Raw genomic sequence first — 15,885 nt, 5'->3', positions numbered from 1 at the left:
TCTAGCGAGGCGCCATGCAGCGCGAGAGCCCGCCCGAGCAACCTGGGAACCACGCCGACCCGGCTCCGGGACGGCCCCGCACCGGGCTGGTCATCGCCGGCGCGGCCCTGGCGCTCCTTGCGGGCGTCATGATCGCCTGGATGCTGCTCCGTTCGGGCGAGACGCCGACCGAGCCGCCGCCCGCGTCGCAGGCGGGACTGATCATCGAGAGCGGCCCCAGCGACGGCCGGCTCGATCCCGCCGGGCCGCTCCGCTGTTTCGTGGCCGGCCAGTTCGTCGGCGAGCTCAGCCTTGCCGACTGCGCCCGGCGAAACGGCGTGGCCACCGACGCCCTCGATGTCGGGATCGACGAGACCGGCGCGCTCGCCGCAGCCGACCAGGCGGGGATGGTGCTCACGCCGCTGCCGCCGGAGGAGGAGGCCCAGCCCCCGGCCGAAGAGCCGCCCCAGATGGCCGCGACGGCGCCGGCCGGGCCTGTATCGGCCTGCCTCCGGCATGCGGGCGGTCAATGGCGGCGGCTGGCGGACACGGACCTCAACGGTTGCGTCCAGGCGCTTTTCGCGGGGCGGTGCGAGCGGCCGGGGCAGGCGACCTACGGACGCTTCGGGCAGCAGACCCTCCGCCTCGTGACCGGCCGCGTGGAGATCTCGTCGGACAACCAGTCGTTCCGCACGCTGGTCGCCCAGGCCCCGAACTGCAGCTTGCCGCCGATCCCGCAGGCCGGGTGACGGCTGTAAGACGGACGTGATAGGCTAGTGTCATGCACGCCAAGCCGCTTCTCGTCCTAGCCGCCGCATCCGCCGCGGCGTTCGCGCTTACCGCCTGCGCCCAGCGCACCAAGCCGCCTGGAGACGCCGGCATCTGCTACCACGTCGTTTTCCAGCAGGACGGGACACCGAAGTACAACAAGCTGGTGAACGCCCCGAGCCTCGAGGTCTGCGCCGCTAACCTCGAGGCCATGCGGGTGAAGTTCCTGACGCTGGGTGGAACCAAGCAGGAGCTCGTCGGCGCCTATCAGGCGAACTTCCTGTTCATCGACCGCTATGGGATCAGCACCTCCACCTCGATGGAGGGACCGCGTTACACCGCCCTCGTGCGCACGGGCGACGGACGGCTGGCGATCCCGGGCGCGATGCCGCAGTAGCGGAATAGCTGTGGATGGCGCGGAACGGAAGCGGAACATCTTGTTGATGTTCCGTTAACGGCGGGCTAGCTTCGCGCCGGGCAAGAGCGCCCGCGAGCACAGAAAGCTAGGACATCCACATGGCGGGCAGCGTCAACAAGGTCATTCTGGTGGGCAATCTCGGGGCCGATCCCGAAATCCGCAGCCTCACCTCGGGCGACCGCGTCGCCAACCTCCGGATCGCCACGTCCGAGACCTGGCGCGATCGCAGCAGCGGCGAACGCAAGGAGAAGACCGAGTGGCACCGCGTGGTGATCTTCAACGAGAACCTTGTGAAGGTCGCCGAGAATTATCTGCGGAAGGGCTCGACCGTCTACATCGAGGGCTCCCTCCAGACGCGCAAGTGGACCGATCAGTCGGGCCAGGAGAAGTACTCCACCGAGATCGTGCTGCAGAAGTTCCGCGGGGAACTGACCATGCTGGGGGGCCGCGGTGATGCAGGCGGCATGAGCGACCGAGACGAGGGCGGCTACGGCGGCGGTTTCGGCGGCGGGGCCCCGCGCGCCCAGAGCTCGGGTCCCCGGGAGGAATTCTCGGCCGACCTGGACGACGAGATCCCGTTCTAGGGCGTCGCCAACTGGGCGTGGAGCGCCGCGGCGACCGCGGCCATCACGCCGGGCCAGTCGTAGGCCTTGTCGCCTGAGAAGGCGCGGGCCTGCGGATACCAGGGAAAGGCGGCGGTACCCAGGCGTGGCCAGGCGTCGGGCGTGGTGGCGAACCATGCGGTCGCGCCCGCCGCCGCAGCGATGTTGGTGGTGGCCGTCGCCGGCCCGACCACCAGGTCGAGCGCGCAGCTCAAGGCCGCCAGATCGTCGAGATCGTTCTTGAGGTCGAGACCGGGCAGGCTTCGAACGTCAGCGCCGGTGGCCTGGACGATGGCGGCAACCTCGTCGGCGCTGTCGCCGACCTGGAGATTGACGAAGATCACGCCCGGCGTGGCGAACAGGGGCGCCCAGAGCTCCAGGGACGGATAGAACTTCTGCCGCTGGGCCGTGACCATCAGGCTGCGCCAGATGACCCCGACCTTGGGGCCTTCGCCGAACTCGGCGAGCACGGCGCTCCAGTGCGCCACGCGGGTTGGATCGGCCTTCAGGAAGCCGCCAGGCGTCGTCGGGAAGCTGGCGATCCCCCGCCGGTGAGTCGCCAGGAAGTCGCCCATGCGGGCCCAGGCGTCATAGTCCTCGGGCGCGACGCCGCGGATGCAGCGCACCGGACGGGCGTTCTCCAGACGGGTCTCGTAGGCCACCACTTCGGCGGCCGGGAACGAACGCCGGAACAGGGGCGCCAGCCGCGGCTCGACCGCGAGGATCAGCTTGCCCTCCGCCCCGAGATCGCGCGCGACGTCGGGTATCACGCTGGCGAACAGCACTTCGTCGCCCAGCCCCTGCTCGCCCACCACCAGCAACCGACGGCCGGCGAGGGGCCGGCCCCGCTGCCAGACTTGCCCCGCCAACTCGTGCTGGACGTACCCGGCATAGCTGGCTTCGTTGCGGACCGCATAGGCGTCCCAGCCGGCGCCGACCTCGCCCGCCGTCAGTAGCGCAAGGGCCCGGCCGTAGCGATACATCGCGCCTTGGGCGGCGCTATCGGCGCCGAGCGCGATGGCCTGCTCGCAGTCGGCGAGCGCGCCCCGCGGGTCGCCGACGGCCCTGCGCGCGTTGGCGCGATTGAACCACGCGGCGTGCATGCGGGCGTCCAGGCGGATCGCCTCGTCGAAGAAAACCAGCGACTGGGCGGCATCGCCCTGCTCGAAGAGCACGCAGCCCAAGGTGTTCCACAAGAGCGCCGCGCTCGGGTCGGCCGTGAGCGCCTCCTGCAGCAGGCCGATGGCCTCGCCAAAGCGAGCCTGGGCGCACCAGGCGCAAGCCAGGTCGTTGACGATCTCGACCGAGGCGGGGTCCTGCCGCCGCGCGCGATGCAGGAACTGTTCGGCGAGGTCGGGACGATCCATGAGCCCGGCGAGGCGGGCCAGATCCCGGGACAGCGTCGCATCCTCGGGGGCGAGGGACACCGCCCGGTCGTAGGCCTGGAAGGCGCCGAGACCGTCGCCGAGCTTCTCCCGGAACAGCCCGGTCAGCCGCCAGGCCTGAACGTTGGCCGGAGCGGCGGCGGCAGCCTGGCCGGCGAGCCGCGCCGCCAGGGCATAGTCCCGCCGCCGGTCGGCGTCCTGGGCCCGGCGGAGGAGGGGGCGGCTGCCGCGCCCGTCATGTCGTCAAGCCGAGCGCCGTGCCGCGCCATCGAATCTCCTCCGGTCGGAGGGGAGGATTCGGCGATCCGGTTAACGGTTATCCAAGCGCCGTCGGCGGCGGCGGCTAGTTCGTCGCGGCGGGGGTTTCGGACGCCGGGCAGACATCACCGATACGCCGCGCCTCGGTCGACGCCTTGCCGGCGATGTCCAGGCCCAGGAATTCGGTGGCGATGCTGGCCGTCAGGTTGAAACTGGTCGGCGTATAGGCCCCGGAGCCCTGCACCGCGACCTTGCGGCCTTTCTTGCTGACGCACGTGCCCTTGAGGCTGATCCTGCCTCCGGCGATCACCTTGTGGGGATAGGTGCAGGTGTAGTGTCGGTTCGACGGCCCGGCCATGAACTTGTCGACCTCGGCCGGGGTGATGCAGCGGCGTTCAACCTTCGTCTGGCGGATCGGCGACAGCAGCTTGTTGGTCGACTCCCAGTAGCCGGGCTCAATCGCCTGCGGCGCCGCCCGGGCGGCCGGCGACGCCAGGAGCGGGAGCGCGAGGATCAGGGCGGCGGCGGTCGGGCGGATCATGGGGCGTCTCTGGCCTTCAGGTCGGGCGACAACGTGGCGGCGGCCGGATGAACCGCAGCTTACCGGATGTAGGCGCGGCTCAAGCCGATGTCTCGCCGGTCCGCGCCCGGTAGGCGGCCAGGATCTCGGCGCCGGCCTCATTGTAGAGGAACGGCAGGAAGGCATAGCGACGGCCGCGGGTGACCGGCAGGGCTTCGTGCAGCAGGCCGCAACCGAACACGACGGCGCCGCCGACCGGTGGCCTGTAGGTGGTCGAGCCGAACTCGGGGAACCGTAGATCTCCCCCCTCGAAGCCGTCGTTGAGGTTGATGGAGCAGGCGAAGGCGCGGTGGGCGGTGCCCTGGGTGGTGTTGTCCCGGTGCGGCCGGAATACCCCGCCGTCGGCCTCGTCGTAGCAGCTCACGAGGTAGCGCTCGATGCGGGTGGCCTCAAAGCCGAAGGCGCGGGCGATGAAGGGGAAGAGCCGGCGCTCGAACCGCTCCCGAATCGCGGCGATCAGGTCGGGGTCGCGGACGGCCACATCACGGCGCTTCTTCAGGTCGTCCATCACATAGACAGTGCGGTCGCCCGCATCCCGCATGACGCCGGTGAACTTCCCGCCCGAGGCGCCGTGGAGCGCCATCAGCCGCTCGCAAAGCGCGGGTTCGAAGATGCGCGGCGCGATCAGGACCGGCGCGTGCAGCGGCACGCCGGCATGGGCGCCCGGCGGCCCGGCGGCCGCCAGCTGCTCCAGAAGAGGCTCCGGGCTGTCGATGGGCGCCTGGTCCACCACCCGCAACGCCGGGTCCAGCAACAGCCAGTGCGGCGCATCGGCCTGGAACGCCTTGTGGACGGCGCGCGCCGCGTCGGGGATCCAGCGCAGGCCACGCAGGTCGCGCAGGCCGCCGAGCAGTTCGGGCGCCGGGGCGACGACGAAGGCGGAGGCGCGATCGTCGTCAAACAGCCGCTGATGGGCCGCCAGCACCTTGAGCGCCGCGCCGGCCGCGGGGGCCTCGGCAGGCAGGAACAGCATCACGACATAGCGGCCGGCGGCGCTGTCGAACACGAACTCGGGTTTTGAGGCGGTAGACGCCGTGAACCACGGCGCCGGCTCGCCGAGAGAGAGCGGCATGCGCCATACCTAAGGCCGCCCGCCGCTCCCGTCACGCCTCACCAGGCCACCGGCTCGCCATCCAGGCAGCGGCGGATATACCGGACAGCCCGTGTCCACTCACCGTCCGGGTCCTGGTCCGCCGCACCGAAACCGCCCGGCGGGAAGTAGTCGCCGTGGCCGTACTTGGGGCGCAGCGGGATCGGCCAATGCTCCACCTTCTCGCGCTCGACGGGGCGCGGGCCTTTGAGGCCAAGGGCGCCTCGCCAGGGGCTGTCGTTGTCGCCCCAGAAGATGTCCGAACCGAAGTCGCCCAGCGGGTAGGCCAGGCGCAGGACCATGTCGTTGCGCGAGCTCAGCACCGACACCCGCCGGCTGACGGCCTTGGCGCGAGCGTAACCCTTGCCCAGCACGTCGTTGTCGACCGCACCGGCGGTGACGCACAGCTCGCGCACTGGTCGGCGAACGTGCTGGGCCGCCTCCAGCAACACGCGTCCGCCCAGGCTGTGGGAGACCATCGAGACCGCCGGCGCGTGGGCCATGTTCTCGTCGACGTAGGCCGCGAGCTGCCGTCCGGCCCGAACGGCGTCGTCGGCCTCGGCGGGATAGTTGATCACCGGGAGCCACCAATCGCCCGGCCACAGCACGCCGAAGAAGAGCTCGTTGTCCCGGAGCGCAAGGCGCCGTTCCAGCGCCGCCAGAGACCGCACACCGCTGTCGCGGGAGACGTTGAAGCCATGGATGGCGAGGATGACGTGCTTGTCTTCGACCTTCCGGCGCACCTCCAGCGCGTCGACCTTGTCGTACCTGGGGGTCTCCACGGGCTGGGCGGAGACGCAGCTCGCGTACTTCGAGCCGTCGTAGCCCCTCTCGGCGCGCGTGGTGATGAACAGGGTCACCGGCTCAGACCGCCTTGGCCGCCTTCAGTGCATGAAGGGCGGCGGAGAGCGCCGATGTCAGGTCTTTCGCCACCGGGGCCAGCGGCACGGCCAACAGGCCTACGCCGAGGGCCAGCAAGAGGCTGGGCTGCGCCGGCGCCTCGCCGACCGCGAAGAAGTACGGCCACCACATCCATACCGCCAACGAGAGGGCCACCGCGATGGCGCCGGCCGCCAGGCGGGCGACGTTCCGGTACTGCTGCTCGGCCATCTCGAAGGCGTAGTCGAGGCGCGCCTCCAGCGCCGCGTTCATGCGGCCGAGGATGTTGAGATCGGCGCTCGTCAGGTCGCGGCCCTCGGCCAGCTTGGCGGCGACGCGCTCCAGCGCCGGGCCATCGACCTTGCCGCCGACGGACAGCGCCACGGCGGTCTCCTTGGACAGGCCCAGTTTGATGAGCGCCGAGACGCGGGCTTTCTGGTCGGCCTTGGGCATGCCGTTGATCCAGTTGGCGCGCACGACGCCCCACCAGTCGGCGCCGACCGCCGCGGTGAGCGCAGGCGCAAAGGGTGTGAGCGCCTTCTGGAGGTGGCCCTTGCCGACGTTCGAGATGCCGCCCCACAGCGCCTTGGAGGAGTCCAGCAGGCCAAAGGCGGCGGTGGAGAGGGCGCTGAGCGCCGCGAGCGCGGCCCCGAAATCGCCGAGGCCGAATTCGTTCGGTGTGGCCGCCACGATGTTTCCCCACGGAAAAGCAGGCGAGACAACTGAAACGCGAAACCGACGTTCGGTCAATTCGCGGTCGAGCTGCGGCTCATGCGCGCGTGTCGCGCACGCACGCGCGGGCGGCGCGCGGGGAAAGTGGCGTCCGGGGGATGCAGATGCTAATCAGCGGGCTTACGTAACCAGTCCGATTCTCACGGCAAATCCCCCTTGACCGACGAAACCCAAACGCCTCCGGACGACCGTCGCGGGGGCGTCGCCCCCATCGCGATCGAAGACGAGCTGAAGCGCTCCTACCTCGACTACGCCATGAGCGTGATCGTGAGCCGTGCGCTGCCCGACGTGCGCGACGGCCTCAAGCCGGTGCACCGGCGGATCCTGTTCTCGATGGGCGAGAACAACCACACGCCCGACCGGGGCTATGTGAAGTCTGCGCGCATCGTCGGTGACGTGATGGGTAAGTATCACCCGCACGGCGACGTCGCGATCTACGACACCCTCGTGCGGCTGGCGCAGCCGTTCTCCATGAACCTGCTGCTGATCGACGGCCAGGGCAACTTCGGCTCGGTGGACAACGACCCGCCAGCGGCCATGCGCTACACCGAGAGCCGCATGACCCGCGCGGCGATGGCCATCCTCGCGGACCTCGACAAGGACACGGTCGACTTCAAGGACAACTACGACGGCTCCGAGCAGGAGCCGGTGGTCCTGCCGTCGCGAATCCCCAACCTGCTGGTCAACGGCGCGGGCGGCATCGCCGTCGGCATGGCGACCAACATCCCGCCGCACAATCTGGGCGAGGTGGTCGACGCCTGCCTGGCCTACGTCGACAATCCGGAGATCGGGCTGGACGAGCTGCTGGACATCGTGCCCGGGCCGGACTTCCCGACCGGCGGCCAGATCGTCGGCCGCAGCGGCGCACGCCAGGCGCTGATGACCGGCCGCGGCTCGGTGATCATGCGCGGCGTGGCCTCGATCGAGGAGATCCGCAAGGATCGCGAGGCGATCGTCATCCACTCGATCCCCTACCAGGTGAACAAAGCCGCCCTGGTGGAGCGGATCGCCGAACTCGTTCGGGAGAAGCGGATCGAGGGCGTGGGCGACCTGCGCGACGAGTCAGACCGCGATGGCATGCGCGTCGTCGTCGAGATGAAGCGCGACGCCTCGGCCGAGGTGATCCTGAATCAGCTCTATCGCTACACGCCGCTGCAAAGCTCGTTCGGCGTCAACATGCTGGCGCTGAACCGTGGCCGCCCCGAGCAGATGGGCCTGCGGGAGATGGTGGTCGCCTTCGTGGAGTTCCGCGAAGAGGTCGTCGTCCGGCGTGTCAAGTTCGAGCTCGGCAAGGCCCGCGACCGCGGCCATGTGCTGGTCGGCCTCGCCATCGCCGTCGCCAACATCGACGAGTTCATCCACATCATCCGCTCGTCCAAGGATCCGACGGAGGCCCGTGAGCGGCTGGTGGCCAAGGACTGGCCGGCGGGCGACATGCTGCCGCTGGTCGAGCTGATCGCCGACCCGCGGACCGTGGTGGTCGAAGGCTCCAAGATCCGCCTGACCGACGAGCAGGCCCGGGCGATTCTGGCGCTGACGCTGTCGCGCCTGACCGGTCTCGGCCGGGACGAGATCTTCGGCGAAGCGCGCGAGCTGGCGGACGTCATCCGCGGCCACCTCGAAATCCTGGCGTCGCGCGAGCGGGTCATGGGCATCGTCCGCGAAGAGCTGGTCGAGGTCCGTGAGCAGTTCGCCGTGCCGCGCCGCAGCGAGATCGTCGACGGTGACGCCGACGTCGAGGACGAGGACCTTATCGCGCGCGAGGAGATGGTGATCACCGTCACCCACGGCGGTTACGTGAAGCGCACGCCGCTGGCCATCTACCGGACCCAGCACCGGGGCGGGAAGGGCCGCTCGGGCATGGCGACGAAGGACGAGGACGCCGTCACCCGGGTGTTCTCGGCCAACACCCACACGCCGATGCTGTTCTTCTCGAGCGGCGGCAAGGCGTTCCAGCTCAAGGTCTGGCGCCTGCCGGTGGGCACTCCCACGTCCCGCGGGAAAGCCTGGGTCAACCTGCTGCCCATCGAGCCCGGCGAGAGCATCACCTCGATCCTGCCGTTGCCCGAGGACGAGGCGACCTGGGGGCAGTACGACGTGATGTTCGCGACGAAGTCGGGGAACGTCCGCCGCAACAAGCTCAGCGACTTCATCGGCATCAAGCGCAACGGCAAGATCGCCATGAAGCTGGACGAAGGCGACGCCATCGTCGGCGTCGGCGTCTGCAACGCCGAGCAGAACGACATCCTGCTGACCACGGCGCTCGGCCGCTGCATCCGCTTCGCGGTCGATGAGGTCCGGGTGTTCGCGGGCCGCGATTCCACCGGCGTCCGCGGCATCCGCCTAGCCGAGGGGGACAGCGTGATCTCGATGGCGATCCTCCGCTCGGTGGCCGCCACCGCCGACGAACGCGCCGCCTACGTGAAGCACGCGAACGCCATGCGCCGCGCCGCGGCCGGCGAAGGGGAAGAACTCGAGGACGTCGCCGGGGCCGACGACGACGAAGAGGCGGCGGGCGACGCCGCCCTGTCGCCGGAGCGCATCGCAGAGCTGGGCGCGGCGGAGGAGATCCTCCTGACGGTGTCGACCGAAGGCTACGGCAAGCGGACCTCGGCCTATGAGTTCCGGCGCACCGGCCGGGGCGGCCAGGGCCTGCTGGCCCAGGACCTCACCAAGCGCGGCGGTCGGCTGGCGGCATCGTTCCCGGTGGACGACGGCGACCAGATCCTGCTCGTCACCGACCAGGGCCAGCTCATCCGCACGCCGGTCAGCCAGGTCCGGATGGTCGGGCGCAACACCTCGGGCGTCATCATCTTCCGGACCGCGAAGGATGAGCACGTCGTCTCCGTGGAACGGCTCGCGGACACCGGCGAGGATGAGGCGGACGTCCCGGCAGAGGGCGGCCAAGACGCGCCTCCCGAAGCTGACGGCGCGTAACATCCGGCAAGTTTCGCTTGCCAGATTGCTGCGCTGCGGCGAAAGGCGAGGGTGGTTGAGTAAGGGGGAGCCCCGAGCCAGATGACCCGCGTCGGCCTCTATCCGGGCACGTTCGATCCGATCCACAACGGCCATACCGACATCATCGGTCGCGCCGTGAAGCTGGTGGACCGGCTGGTGATCGGCGTGGCGATCAACGCCGGCAAGGGCCCGCTGTTCAACCTGGATGAGCGGGTGGCGATCGTCGAAGAGGCCATCGACGGCCTTCGGAACCGCGCCGAGATCATCGTGCAGCCCTTCGAGGGCCTGACCATGCATTTCGCCCGGGACGTGGGCGCCAGCGTGATCGTCCGTGGGCTGCGTGCGGTCGCCGACTTCGAGTTCGAGTTCCAGATGACGGCGATGAACCAGCAGCTGGATCGCGACATCGAGACGGTGTTCTTCATGGCCGACCCGCGGCATCAGGCGATCGCCTCGAAGCTCGTGAAGGAAATCGCCGTCCTGGGCGGCGACGTCGGCAAGTTCGTCAGCCCGGCGGTCCAGTCGCGGCTCCTGGCCAAGGTGGGCCGGTCCTGAGGCTCAAGCGGGGGCTGGCCTTGCGCCGGCCCGGCCGCTACGAGAGCACCCGATGACCAGGAAGACCGCTCTCATCGCCGCGACCCTCGCGGCGTGCGCCGCCACCGCCGTGGCCCAGCCGAACACCGCCACCGCTCCGCCGCCCGCGCCAGGCGCGCCGACGGCCGCCGACTGGCGCACGCCCAATCCCGACGACGTGCTCGTGATCGACACGAACAAGGGCCGGGTGATCGTCGAGCTGGTTCCCGAGGTCGCGCCCGAGACGGCTGGCCGGGTGCGCGAGTTGGCGAAGCGTGGCTTCTACAACGGCCTGACCTTCTTCCGGGTGATCGAGGGCTTCATGGCCCAGACCGGCGACCCGGAGAACAAGGGCACCGGCGCGTCCGAACTGCCGGACATTCGCGCCGAATTCTTCTTCCGCCGTGGCCCCGACATGCCGGTGGCGCTCGCCGACAACCAGCAGGTGGCCGAGATCGGCTTCATCAAGGCGCTGCCGATCACCAGCCAGAGCATGATGCTTGCGCCGCTGACCGCCGACGGGAAGGTGCAGGCCTGGGGACTTTACTGTCCCGGCGTACTGGGCATGGCGCGCGGCGAGGAGCCGAACTCGGCCAACAGCCAGTTCTTCCTCATGCGCGACAAGTACCCGCGGCTGGAGAAGCGCTACACGGCCTTCGGGCGCGCGCTGGTCGGCCAGGACGTGATCAACGCCATCAAGGTCGGAGAGCCGGTGGCCGATCCGCAGGACCGCATGGAGCGGGTGCGCGTTCTCTCCGACATTCCGGAGGCCGAGCGGCCCAAGATCCGCGTGATCGACCCCGCCGGCGCCTGGTTCAAAGCCGAGGTCGCCCGCGCCAAGGCGGCGGCCCAAGGGTCGATGTTTTCGGCCTGTGACGTGAACATCCCTGTCGAGGTGAAATAAGATGGACGCCGAAAACACCCTGATCATGACGCTGGAGAGCGGTCCGGTGACCATCAAGCTCCGGCCCGATCTCGCGCCCAAGCACGTGGAGCGGATCAAGGAACTGGCTCGCGAGGGCTTCTACGACGGCGTGGTCTTCCACCGCGTCATCCCCGGCTTCATGGCCCAGGGCGGCGACCCTACGGGCACCGGCGCCCGGCGGCTCGTCCAAGCCGAACCTGCCGGCCGAGTTCAGCCGGGAGCCGCACGTCCGCGGCGTCTGCTCGATGGCCCGCACGCCGAACCCCAACTCGGCCAACAGCCAGTTCTTCATCTGCTTCGACGACGCCACCTTCCTGGACGGCCAGTACACCGTCTGGGGTGAGGTGACCGAGGGCATGGAGCTGATCGACGGCCTGCCCAAGGGCGAGCCGCCGCGCGAGCCCGGCAAGATCGTGTCGATGAAGGTCGCTGCGGACGCCTAGGGAGCTCCCGGCATGGCGCCCCGGCTGAAGGTCTTCGTCACCTCGGACGGTCTCACCGACTACATCGTCGCGACCAGTTCCAAGGCGAAGGCGCTGGCGGCCTGGGGCAGCCATCAGGACCTGTTCAAGACCGGCTTCGCTCACGAGACCGATGACGCCGACCTGCGGGCGGCCGCCACGGCGCAGCCTGGCGAAGTGCTGCGTCGTCCCGCCGGCACGCGCGGCGAACTGGCCAAGCTGAAGCCGGCGAAGAAGGCGGCTGCGCCGAAGAAGCCCGCCGGACCCTCGAAGGCGGCGTTGAAGAAGGTCGCCGACCTCGAGAAGCGTCTCGCCGCCGCCGAGGCGGCGCACACGCAGGCGCTGGAAGACCTCGAACGGAAGCGTCAGGCGCTGGAGGCGAAGGGCTCCGCCGACCGCGCCCGTCTGCAGGGGCAGCTCAGCGCGGCGAAACGGGCGCTAAGGTCATGACCACGGGATAGTGGTCCGAGCCCAGTCGCGGCCCGCGCTTGACCTTCACCGTCGCCCAGTCGGATCCTGCGTAGACGTGGTCGATCGGCAGGAACGGGAAGGCGCCCAGCCAGCGCAGGCGCTTGTACTGCTGCGCCGGCCACGAGAAGAGCGCCCGGTCGCGGCGGATGAGGCCGAACTCCGCATCCCAGCGACGCCGGGAGAAGCTCCAGGGCGTGGAGTTGAAGTCGCCTGCGACGATGGTGCGCTCGCGTGGCGACATCGCGATCACCTGAGCCAAGCCCGCCTCCTGGGCCTGCTGGTCCGAGCTGTCGGTGGGCCACGCGTAGTGAACGCCGATCACCGCGAAGGCGCCCCGTTCGTCCCTGAACATGGCGCGGGTGAGAGGGCCCGGATGGGGGCCGCGCAAACGGACCTGCCCAGTCTGCAGCGGGGCCCGTTTCGACAGGATCATCACCTCGCACGTCGGGCAGCTCGCGTGCCAGCCCGGCTGCGCGGCGACGCGCTCGCGAAGGGCGGGCGTGGTCTCCTCCAGAACGATGATGTCCGGATCCTCGGAGAAGGCCCAGTCGAGGGCGCTTTGAAGGTCGGCGTTGCGGCTCCACACGTTCATCTGGACCAGCTTCAGCTGGCCCGGCGCATCGGTCGGCGCCTTCGGACCCGTGTCGCGCAGGAACTCCGGGACCATCAGGGCGCCGGCGCACAGCACGGCCGTGGCGCCCATGCCGAGGATCAGCGCCCGGACATAGCCACGGAAGGCGAGGCCGCCGGCCAGGGCCAGGAGGCCGCCGGCCAGCCAGAGCGGCGCGAAATGCGTCAGGATGTCGAACCGCAGGCTCTCGCGACCCATGTGGGCCGCCGCCGCGGCGCCGGCGCAGAGGGCCCCGCCGAGGAACAGCGGCGGGGCCAGAAGCACCGTCAGGACGACTCGCAGGGCGCGCATATGGACGTGGCTAGCACGGCGGGGCGCTTGACGCGCCTGCAGCCCCGTGGCCTTGGACGCGGCCCATGCGTCTTGCCGATTTCGACTTCGACCTTCCTGAGGAACGCATCGCGCTCCGCCCCGCGAATCCGAGGGATTCCGCGCGGCTGCTGCTGGTCGAACCGGGGCGGGAGCTGAAGGACCTGACCGTACGCGACCTTCCGACCCTGCTGCGGGCCGGCGACGTGCTGGTCGTCAACGACACGCGCGTCATCCCGGCGCGGCTGAAGGGCGTCCGGATCCGGGACGAGAACCGGACGGCCGTCGAGGCGACCCTGCATCAGCGAAAGTCGCCGAGCGTGTGGACCGCGTTCATGCGGCCGGGCAAGCGCCTGCAGCCGGGCGACCGGATCAGCTTCGGCGCGATGGACGACCGGGCCTGCCTCGCCGCCGCGTTGGGCGCGACGGTGAAGGACAAGGGCGAGGGGGGCGAGGTGACCCTGGCCTTTGACCTTTCCGGACCCGAGCTCGACGCCGCCATCGCCGAGCGAGGGGCCATGCCGTTGCCGCCCTACATCGCCGCGAAGCGAGGCGAGGACGAACAGGACCGCGCCGATTACCAAACCGTCTATGCCGACGAGGATGGCTCGGTCGCGGCGCCCACCGCCGGCCTGCACTTCACGCCCGATCTGTTCGCCCGCCTGGCCGCGGCCGGCATCGGCGTCGAGAAGGTCACCCTGCACGTCGGCGCCGGCACCTTTCTGCCCGTCAAGACCGAGGAGGTCTCCGAGCATCGCATGCATGCGGAGTGGGGCGAGGTGGACGGAGCGACGGCCGAGCGGCTGAACGCGGTCCGCGCCGCCGGGGGACGCATCGTCTGCGTCGGCACGACCTCGCTGCGCCTGCTGGAGAGCGCGGCCGACGAGGACGGGGCGATCCGGCCGTTTCGCGACGAGACGGCGATCTTCATCACCCCAGGCTACCGCTTCCGGGCCGCCGACGGGCTGATGACCAACTTCCACCTGCCGAGGTCGACGCTGTTCATGCTGGTGTCGGCCTTCGCCGGGATGGAAACCATGCGCGAGGCCTACCGGCACGCGATCGAGACGGGCTACCGCTTCTACTCGTACGGCGACAGCTCGCTGCTCTGGAGGGCCTGATGGCCGCGTTCCCGTTCACGATCGCCGCCACCGACGGCAAGGCCCGGACCGGCGTGCTGGCCACCCCGCGCGGCGAGATCCGCACGCCCGCCTTCATGCCGGTCGGCACCGCCGGCACGGTCAAGGCGATGACGGTGGAGCAGGTGGCCGCAACCGGCGCCGACATCCTGCTGGGCAACACCTACCACCTGATGCTCCGGCCCACGGCCGAGCGGGTGCGCCGTCTGGGCGGCCTGCACAGGTTCATGCGCTGGGAGAAGCCGATCCTGACCGACTCGGGCGGCTTCCAGGTCATGTCGCTGTCGCAGATTTCCAAGGTGACCGAGGATAGCGTCACCTTCCAGAGCCACCTGGACGGCAGCCGCCATGTGCTGAGCCCCGAGCGCTCCATCGAGATCCAGGCCGACCTGCTCGGGTCCGACATCGTCATGCAGCTGGACGAGCTGGTCGCCCTGCCGGCGACGCCGGAAAAGGCGGCCGAAGCGATGCGCCGCTCGGCGCGGTGGGGGCAGCGTTCAAAGAACGCGTTCGGCGAACGCGGTGCCCAGGCGCTGTTCGGCATCCAGCAGGGCGGCACGGACGAGGCCCTGCGAGGTGAGTCGGCCGAGCGGCTCCGCGAGATCGGCTTCGACGGCTACGCCATCGGCGGCCTGGCGGTGGGCGAGGGCCACCAGGCGATGTGCGAGGTGCTGGACTTCGCGCCGGGCATGTTGCCCGTCGAGCGGCCGCGTTACCTCATGGGCGTGGGCAAGCCGATCGACATCGTCGAAGCTGTCTATCGCGGCGTCGACATGTTCGACTGCGTTCTGCCCACCCGCTCCGGCCGTCACGGCCAGGCGTGGACCTGGGACGGGCCGATCAATCTGAAGAACGCCCGCTTCGCCGAGGACGAAAGCCCGCTGGACGCCGCCATTCCGGTGTCGGCCAGCCGCGACTACTCCAAGGCCTATCTGCACCATTTGGTGCGCGCCAACGAGATCCTCGGCCAGGTGCTATTGTCCTGGCACAACGTCGCCTTCTTCCAGGCGCTGATGGCGCAGATGCGGGCGGCTATCGCGGAGGGTCGGATGGAGCAGTTCCGCCGGGATTTTGCGGCGCGTCAGGGGTCCTCGTCGGGAAGCGCGGGATAAAGCGGCGGTTCGGGTCGGGCGGCGGCGTGCCCGCCTTTTCGTGGCTGGGCGTCGCAGGCGGGTTGCAGCCCTTGGCTTCACCCAGACCCTTCAGATAGGCCCGGCGAACTCCGCCCGAGAAGATGGCGTCGCGCACCAGGCGGTCGTGCCGCTCGGCCCCGGTCAGCTTCCGGACCCAGCCGCGGAACGGAATGGCGTCCGACGCCAGGTCGGCGGCGGCTCCCAGCGCCGTCTCGCGGCTGCGCTCCATGACGTCCTGCTCCTCAACGGCGATGCGGTCGAGATCCGGCCCGAGCGCGTCGTCCAGCGCCTGCACCATCGGGATCAAGGTGCGGCAGGTGTAGCCCTTGGGCGGTCGGGCGTAGGGGTCCGCCATGGCCTCCAGAAGCACGCGCGGGATCTTCGCGCGGACGACGTTCAGATCGCGGAGCGGCGCGGTGGCCGCGCCTTGCACGCTCTCACGCTTCAGCTCGTCGGCGGTCTTCACCCGACCGGGGGCGTCGACCGGGCCCGGCGGCGGCTGGGCGGCAGCGGCGGTGGCCTGAAGGAGGCCGGCGGCGGCGAGGATCGGAGCGAGGGCGGTTCGGCGCATGTCGAGCGCGACCATATCGCGAC

At 70.0% G+C, this 15,885-nt stretch carries 16 protein-coding genes and 2 pseudogenes; 10 read left to right on the top strand and 8 right to left on the bottom strand.

The window, feature by feature from the left end:
- Positions 1-14: 14 nt before the first annotated feature.
- The 3 genes from LRS10_RS18560 (at position 15) to ssb (ending at position 1,749) form a co-directional block, all read left to right on the top strand.
- Complete coding sequence (locus LRS10_RS18560; RefSeq protein ID WP_374570436.1) at positions 15-728, top strand: hypothetical protein; 714 nt, start codon at positions 15-17, stop codon at positions 726-728.
- 32 nt (positions 729-760) lie between these two features.
- Entirely contained in the window at positions 761-1,144 is a 384-nt protein-coding gene (locus LRS10_RS18555) for a hypothetical protein (protein ID WP_257838533.1), read from the top strand.
- A gap of 119 nt (positions 1,145-1,263) precedes the next feature.
- Positions 1,264-1,749, top strand: coding sequence for a single-stranded DNA-binding protein (ssb, locus tag LRS10_RS18550; protein WP_257838532.1), 486 nt, complete (start codon positions 1,264-1,266; stop codon positions 1,747-1,749).
- On the opposite strand, the gene LRS10_RS18545 is transcribed toward ssb, so the two are convergent.
- The 6 genes and pseudogenes from LRS10_RS18545 to LRS10_RS18520 form a co-directional block, all read right to left on the bottom strand.
- Entirely contained in the window at positions 1,746-3,194 is a 1,449-nt protein-coding gene (locus tag LRS10_RS18545; protein WP_374571029.1) for a tetratricopeptide repeat protein, read from the bottom strand. The two genes, ssb and LRS10_RS18545, sit on opposite strands and share 4 nt — an antisense overlap.
- Positions 3,183-3,353, bottom strand: a pseudogene (locus LRS10_RS18540) (hypothetical protein); the annotation flags it as partial. The pseudogene LRS10_RS18540 and the gene LRS10_RS18545, both read right to left, overlap by 12 nt.
- A 142-nt stretch (positions 3,354-3,495) precedes the next feature.
- Positions 3,496-3,951, bottom strand: coding sequence for a DUF3617 domain-containing protein (locus LRS10_RS18535; RefSeq protein ID WP_257838531.1), 456 nt, complete (start codon positions 3,949-3,951; stop codon positions 3,496-3,498).
- A gap of 79 nt (positions 3,952-4,030) precedes the next feature.
- Positions 4,031-5,062 carry a 2OG-Fe(II) oxygenase gene (locus tag LRS10_RS18530; protein WP_257838530.1) on the bottom strand — a complete coding sequence of 344 codons (1,032 nt, stop codon included), beginning with the start codon at positions 5,060-5,062 and terminating at the stop codon, positions 4,031-4,033.
- A 38-nt stretch (positions 5,063-5,100) separates the two neighbouring features.
- Entirely contained in the window at positions 5,101-5,940 is an 840-nt protein-coding gene (locus LRS10_RS18525) for an alpha/beta hydrolase (RefSeq protein ID WP_257838529.1), read from the bottom strand.
- Between the two features lie 4 nt (positions 5,941-5,944).
- Positions 5,945-6,649 carry a hypothetical protein gene (locus LRS10_RS18520; RefSeq protein WP_257838528.1) on the bottom strand — a complete coding sequence of 235 codons (705 nt, stop codon included), beginning with the start codon at positions 6,647-6,649 and terminating at the stop codon, positions 5,945-5,947.
- A 198-nt stretch (positions 6,650-6,847) separates the two neighbouring features.
- On the opposite strand from LRS10_RS18520, the gene gyrA reads away from it, so the two are divergent.
- The 5 genes and pseudogenes from gyrA to LRS10_RS18495 all read left to right on the top strand — a co-directional run bounded on the left by gyrA (position 6,848) and on the right by LRS10_RS18495 (position 12,058).
- Positions 6,848-9,628, top strand: coding sequence for a DNA gyrase subunit A (gene gyrA, locus LRS10_RS18515; RefSeq protein ID WP_257838527.1), 2,781 nt, complete (start codon positions 6,848-6,850; stop codon positions 9,626-9,628).
- An 81-nt stretch (positions 9,629-9,709) separates the two neighbouring features.
- The gene (gene coaD, locus LRS10_RS18510) at positions 9,710-10,204 is read left to right on the top strand and encodes a pantetheine-phosphate adenylyltransferase (protein WP_257838526.1); all 495 of its coding nucleotides are present in this window, start codon (positions 9,710-9,712) and stop codon (positions 10,202-10,204) included.
- 52 nt (positions 10,205-10,256) lie between these two features.
- Entirely contained in the window at positions 10,257-11,126 is an 870-nt protein-coding gene (locus LRS10_RS18505) for a peptidylprolyl isomerase (RefSeq protein WP_257838525.1), read from the top strand.
- A gap of 1 nt (position 11,127) precedes the next feature.
- Positions 11,128-11,590, top strand: a pseudogene (locus LRS10_RS18500) (peptidylprolyl isomerase).
- Positions 11,591-11,602: 12 nt separating this feature from the next.
- Positions 11,603-12,058: a hypothetical protein gene (locus LRS10_RS18495; RefSeq protein ID WP_257838524.1), complete on the top strand. Its 456-nt coding sequence runs from the start codon at positions 11,603-11,605 to the stop codon at positions 12,056-12,058.
- On the opposite strand, the gene LRS10_RS18490 is transcribed toward LRS10_RS18495, so the two are convergent.
- Complete coding sequence (locus LRS10_RS18490; protein ID WP_257838523.1) at positions 12,027-13,001, bottom strand: endonuclease/exonuclease/phosphatase family protein; 975 nt, start codon at positions 12,999-13,001, stop codon at positions 12,027-12,029. The genes LRS10_RS18495 and LRS10_RS18490 overlap by 32 nt on opposite strands.
- A 65-nt stretch (positions 13,002-13,066) precedes the next feature.
- On the opposite strand from LRS10_RS18490, the gene queA reads away from it, so the two are divergent.
- Entirely contained in the window at positions 13,067-14,140 is a 1,074-nt protein-coding gene (gene queA, locus LRS10_RS18485; RefSeq protein ID WP_257838522.1) for a tRNA preQ1(34) S-adenosylmethionine ribosyltransferase-isomerase QueA, read from the top strand.
- Positions 14,140-15,270 carry a tRNA guanosine(34) transglycosylase Tgt gene (tgt, locus tag LRS10_RS18480; RefSeq protein WP_257838521.1) on the top strand — a complete coding sequence of 377 codons (1,131 nt, stop codon included), beginning with the start codon at positions 14,140-14,142 and terminating at the stop codon, positions 15,268-15,270. The genes queA and tgt overlap by 1 nt, the downstream gene beginning before the upstream one ends.
- On the opposite strand, the gene LRS10_RS18475 is transcribed toward tgt, so the two are convergent.
- On the bottom strand, positions 15,191-15,877 hold the full coding sequence (locus LRS10_RS18475; RefSeq protein ID WP_257838520.1) for a hypothetical protein: 687 nt from the start codon (positions 15,875-15,877) through the stop codon (positions 15,191-15,193). The two genes, tgt and LRS10_RS18475, sit on opposite strands and share 80 nt — an antisense overlap.
- Positions 15,878-15,885 lie beyond the last annotated feature (8 nt).

Origin of the sequence: Phenylobacterium sp. J426 (assembly GCF_024699945.1) — a bacterium.
In the GTDB taxonomy this organism is placed as follows: Bacteria; Pseudomonadota; Alphaproteobacteria; order Caulobacterales; family Caulobacteraceae; genus Phenylobacterium.
Note: the sequence above shows the minus strand (reverse complement) of the source record. Positions and strands in the feature narration are given on the sequence as shown.

Excerpts from the sequence above, each read along its gene's own strand:
- LRS10_RS18535 (WP_257838531.1), bottom strand. The coding sequence starts at position 3,951 with ATGATCCGCCCGACCGCCGCCGCCCTGATCCTCGCGCTCCCGCTCCTG.
- LRS10_RS18495 (WP_257838524.1), top strand. The coding sequence starts at position 11,603 with ATGGCGCCCCGGCTGAAGGTCTTCGTCACCTCGGACGGTCTCACCGAC.
- ssb (WP_257838532.1), top strand. The coding sequence starts at position 1,264 with ATGGCGGGCAGCGTCAACAAGGTCATTCTGGTGGGCAATCTCGGGGCC.
- coaD (WP_257838526.1), top strand. The coding sequence starts at position 9,710 with ATGACCCGCGTCGGCCTCTATCCGGGCACGTTCGATCCGATCCACAAC.
- LRS10_RS18490 (WP_257838523.1), bottom strand. The coding sequence starts at position 13,001 with ATGCGCGCCCTGCGAGTCGTCCTGACGGTGCTTCTGGCCCCGCCGCTG.
- LRS10_RS18555 (WP_257838533.1), top strand. The coding sequence starts at position 761 with ATGCACGCCAAGCCGCTTCTCGTCCTAGCCGCCGCATCCGCCGCGGCG.
- queA (WP_257838522.1), top strand. The coding sequence starts at position 13,067 with ATGCGTCTTGCCGATTTCGACTTCGACCTTCCTGAGGAACGCATCGCG.
- LRS10_RS18530 (WP_257838530.1), bottom strand. The coding sequence starts at position 5,062 with ATGCCGCTCTCTCTCGGCGAGCCGGCGCCGTGGTTCACGGCGTCTACC.
- tgt (WP_257838521.1), top strand. The coding sequence starts at position 14,140 with ATGGCCGCGTTCCCGTTCACGATCGCCGCCACCGACGGCAAGGCCCGG.
- LRS10_RS18475 (WP_257838520.1), bottom strand. The coding sequence starts at position 15,877 with ATGGTCGCGCTCGACATGCGCCGAACCGCCCTCGCTCCGATCCTCGCC.
- LRS10_RS18505 (WP_257838525.1), top strand. The coding sequence starts at position 10,257 with ATGACCAGGAAGACCGCTCTCATCGCCGCGACCCTCGCGGCGTGCGCC.
- LRS10_RS18560 (WP_374570436.1), top strand. The coding sequence starts at position 15 with ATGCAGCGCGAGAGCCCGCCCGAGCAACCTGGGAACCACGCCGACCCG.